Annotated in this window: 6 protein-coding genes; all 6 read left to right on the plus strand. The window is 56.4% G+C overall.

Annotated features, from left to right (window positions below; all coding sequences use genetic code 11):
- On the plus strand, positions 1-1,483 hold a 1,483-nt coding region (atpD, locus tag K2H17_RS00590), incomplete at its 5' end, for a F0F1 ATP synthase subunit beta (RefSeq protein ID WP_300130156.1).
- Between the two features lie 59 nt (positions 1,484-1,542).
- The gene (locus K2H17_RS00595; protein ID WP_300130159.1) at positions 1,543-1,782 is read left to right on the plus strand and encodes a F0F1 ATP synthase subunit epsilon; all 240 of its coding nucleotides are present in this window, start codon (positions 1,543-1,545) and stop codon (positions 1,780-1,782) included.
- Positions 1,783-1,793: 11 nt separating this feature from the next.
- Positions 1,794-2,939, plus strand: a complete 1,146-nt coding sequence (gene atpB, locus K2H17_RS00600) for a F0F1 ATP synthase subunit A (protein ID WP_300130166.1) — start codon at positions 1,794-1,796, stop codon at positions 2,937-2,939.
- A 36-nt stretch (positions 2,940-2,975) separates the two neighbouring features.
- A complete protein-coding gene (gene atpE, locus K2H17_RS00605) occupies positions 2,976-3,227 on the plus strand; it encodes an ATP synthase F0 subunit C (protein ID WP_300130169.1) in 252 nt (83 codons plus the stop codon).
- Positions 3,228-3,252: 25 nt separating this feature from the next.
- The gene (gene atpF / locus K2H17_RS00610) at positions 3,253-3,750 is read left to right on the plus strand and encodes a F0F1 ATP synthase subunit B (protein WP_300130161.1); all 498 of its coding nucleotides are present in this window, start codon (positions 3,253-3,255) and stop codon (positions 3,748-3,750) included.
- Between the two features lie 223 nt (positions 3,751-3,973).
- Positions 3,974-4,259, plus strand: a 286-nt coding sequence (locus tag K2H17_RS00615; RefSeq protein WP_300130163.1) for a F0F1 ATP synthase subunit delta, incomplete at its 3' end; no start/stop codon positions are given.

Consider the following 4,259-nt stretch of genomic DNA (forward strand, 5'->3'; position numbering starts at 1 on the left):
CGCCCAGTTAATCGGGCCGGTGGCCGACGTTATTTTCGATGGGTACGACAATCTCATCCCCCCCATCTACACGGCTCTCAAAGTAACGCGCCCGGAGGGTGGAGAACTCATCCTCGAAGTTGAGCAGCATATCGGCGAAGACACCGTGCGCTGTGTGGCCATGGAAAGTACCGACGGTCTGCGCCGCGGAATGCGTGTCGACAACCTCGAACGCCCCATCGCCGTTCCCACCGGCGAGCAGGTCAAAGGACGTCTGTTGAACGTCATCGGCGATGCCATCGACCGTCTGCCCGAACTCAAGCGCAGCGATCTTCGTCCGATCCATCAGCCCGCCCCCAAATTCGACGACCTCACGATCGGAACAGAAATCCTCTTCACCGGCATCAAGGTCATTGACCTGCTCGAACCATACAGCAAGGGCGGCAAGATCGGTCTCTTCGGCGGCGCCGGTGTAGGAAAGACCGTGCTCATCATGGAGCTCATCAACAACATCGCCAAAGGCCACAACGGCTTCTCGGTGTTCACCGGTGTCGGCGAACGCACTCGTGAAGGCAACGACCTCCTGCGCGAAATGATCGAGAGCGGCGTAATGAAATACGGCAAGAAATTCGAAGAAGGCATGGAAAAAGGCGAATGGAACCTTGCCGACGTCGACATGGACCAGGTGGCCCAGTCACAGGCAACCCTCGTCTTCGGCCAGATGAACGAACCTCCGGGCGCACGTCTGCGTGTCGCACTCTCAGGCCTCACCGTAGCCGAACAGTTCCGCGACCAGGACGGCGGCGGTAAGGACATCCTCCTCTTCATCGACAACATCTTCCGTTTCACCCAGGCAGGATCTGAAGTATCGGCCCTCCTTGGCCGCATGCCATCAGCCGTAGGCTATCAGCCCACGCTCGCATCCGAAATGGGAGCCCTCCAGGAACGAATCACCTCAACCAAAAACGGATCGATCACCTCCGTACAGGCAATCTACGTGCCTGCCGACGACTTGACCGACCCCGCACCCGCGACCACATTCAGCTTCCTTGACGCAACAACAGTGCTCTCGCGTAAGATCTCCGAGCTCGGCATCTATCCCGCCGTCGACCCCCTCGAATCCACATCGCGAATCCTCGACCCCAACATCATCGGCGAGGACCACTACAACACCGCCCAGGCCGTCAAGCAGCTCCTCCAGAAATACAACGAGCTTCAGGACATCATCGCCATCCTCGGTGTCGACGAACTTTCCGATGAAGACAAACTCGTCGTTGCCCGCGCCCGTCGCGCACAGCGCTTCCTCTCACAGCCATTCCATGTGGCCGAACAGTTCACCGGCCTCCCCGGTGTCATGGTGCCTCTGAGCGAGACAATCCGCGGATTCAAGATGATTCTCTCAGGAGAGATGGACGAATACCCCGAACAGGCCTTCCTCAACGTCGGAACCATCGACGAAGCCATCGAAAAAGGCAAGAAACTCCTGGCCGAGGTCGCGAAATAACCTCCTCCGCCCATCCTTATCCCCTACAATCCCGAATCTCTCAAAACAGCAGATAAAGCATGATACTAAAAGTAATCTCGGCCGAAGACATTCTCTTCCAGGGAGAAGTCAAAGCAGTGCACCTTCCGGGTGCCCTCGGAGCCTTCACGGTTCTTCCCGGCCATGCCGCTCTGATCTCCACTCTGACCCCCGGCGAAATCCGCTACACGGCAGCTTCCGACGGCGAAGAGCACCGGATCAGCGTCACCGGCGGAATCGTCGATGTCGACAGCAACATCGTGTCAGTCTGCATATATTAAATAAGGTGATGATGAAACGAAATATTCTCGCAGCAATCGCAATGGCCCTTGTGGCCCTTCTGCTACCCCTCGCAGGGCGAGCCTCCCAGACCCAGGGCGGCTCTCAGGAGGAGAAAAGCGGAGCCGTTGACGCACAGGGTATCATATTCGAACACCTTGGCGACCGTTACGGCTGGGAAGTGCCGTTCAATCACCACAAAAGCATTCCCCTCCCCGTAATCGTCTGGGGAAGCGACGGACTCCACATCTTTTCATCAGCCCGCGTGGAACACGGACATGAATACCGCGACGGATCCTCCCTCTTCCGCATCGCCGGAAAAGACAGCCCCTACAAAGGAAAAGTCGTAGAGATCATCGACGGCAAGGAAGTGAAACCCGTCATCGACATCTCCATCACCAAAAACGTCTGCGGAGTCTTCATCGCAGTCATCCTGGTCATCTGGAGCATCCTCACCGTAGCCCGCTGGCACCGCACCCAGGGAATGAAAGGCCCCCGCAAAATGACAGGAGCCATCGAATTCCTCATCCTCTTTATCTATGACGGCGTCATCAAACCGACCCTCAAGAACAAAGCCAACAAATTCGCCCCCTACCTTCTGACCGTCTTCTTCTTCATCCTCGTGATGAACCTCCTCGGTCTGATCGTCATCTTCCCCGGCGGCGCCAACCTCACCGGCAACATCGCCGTGACCCTCGTGCTCGCCATCATCACCTTCCTGGTGACCAACCTCTTCGCCACCAAACACTACTGGAAAGAAATCTTCAACCCCGACGTGCCCTGGTGGCTCAAATGGCCCCTCCCGATCATGCCGGTCATCGAAGTCTTCGGCGTCTTCACCAAACCCGCAGCCCTCACCGTCCGTCTGTTCGCCAACATGATGGGAGGCCACATGATCGTCATCGTCCTGACCCTCCTCATCTTCATCTTCGCAGCAATGGGCCCCGCAGTCACAGGAACCACCGCCGTCGTCAGCATCCTCTTCTCATCATTCATGCTTCTGATCGACGTCCTTGTCAGCTTCATCCAGGCCTACGTGTTCACCATGCTCTCGACCCTCTTCATCGCCTTCGGCCAGGAAGAAGGACACGAAGAACATAAAAAAGAAGACCATAACGCCGGGACTCTCACCGCCCCGGAAACCGCCCCCAAAGCATAACCAAAAAAATCAAAATAACCCTTTTAATCTCCCGCAATTATGTTAGCAATGATTTTAGCAGCTATCGAAGGAACCCTCGGCATCGGCGTTTGCATCGGTGCAGCAATCGCAGCAATTGGCGCCGGCATCGGCATCGGCAAGATCGGTCAGTCAGCCATGGAAGCCATCGCACGTCAGCCCGAAGCGACCGGCGACATCCGCAGTAACATGATCGTTATCGCCGCCCTTATCGAAGGTGTGGCCCTCTTCGCTGTTATCGTTTGTATCCTCGCAATGTTTGTGGGCTGATCTCCAAGCTTCATTTATCTGAAAAATGGAACTTTTCACGCCTGATTTCGGTCTGATATTCTGGATGTTCGTATCGTTCGCCATCCTCTTCTTCGTTCTGTGGAAGTGGGGCTGGCCGGCGATTCTGAAAGGTGTGTCCGACCGAGCCGACCTCATCGACAAAGGTGTGGAGTATGCTCAAAATGCCAAACAACAGCTTGACCATGCCCGCGAAGAGGCGGATAAATACATAGCCGACGCCCGTCGCCAGCAGGCCGATATGCTCCGCGAAGCCGACAAGATGAAAACACAGATCATCGAGGAAGCCCGCTCGGCAGCCCAGGCCGAAGCCAAAAAAGTGATGGACGCCGCAAAAGTGTCAATCGAACAGGAACGCAAGCAAGCCGAACAGCAGTTCCGCAACGAAGTCTCATCATTCGCGCTCGACATCGCACAGAAAGTCGTCCGCAACCAGATGAAAGACGAAAAAGCACAGGAACAGCTTGTCAGCTCCCTGCTTGACGAAATGGAAAAACAGAACTGACAATAGTCTTACCCCCACAATCCGGAGCGGTCCCCGCCGCGGAGCCGCTCCGGAGACAAGGGCAGTCCTGAGCAGTTCCTCCGTCCGGCATCCCCTGACGCCAGGTCAGTGAGTGAGCATGTCCTCGCGCTCAACCCGGAGGACCAGACCCTCACCGGCGGCAAGCCTCTTATCATCCACTTCTATCATCATCCACTCCCCTTAAGGCTCCCAACCAAAAGCAATGAACCAAGGTCTCATCCCAAGCCGCTACGCAAAAGCACTTTTCGAGTTCGCCTCCGAAAAGAAAGCCGACCAACGCATCTACTGCCTGATGCAAACCCTCGAAAGCACCTTCGCTTCCGAGCCATCGCTTCAGCAGGCCGTAGGCAACCCCTTCATCCCCGCAGCAGAAAAGATGAAACTCCTGAAAACTGCCGCCGGAGCCAAAGGAGACGATGAAGTCTATGACCGCTTCCTCCCCCTCATCGCTGACAACAACCGGCTGGATGCAGCCCGCGACATAGCCC

The sequence above is a fragment of the Duncaniella sp. genome (assembly GCF_029054785.1).
Taxonomy (GTDB): Bacteria; Bacteroidota; Bacteroidia; order Bacteroidales; family Muribaculaceae; genus Duncaniella.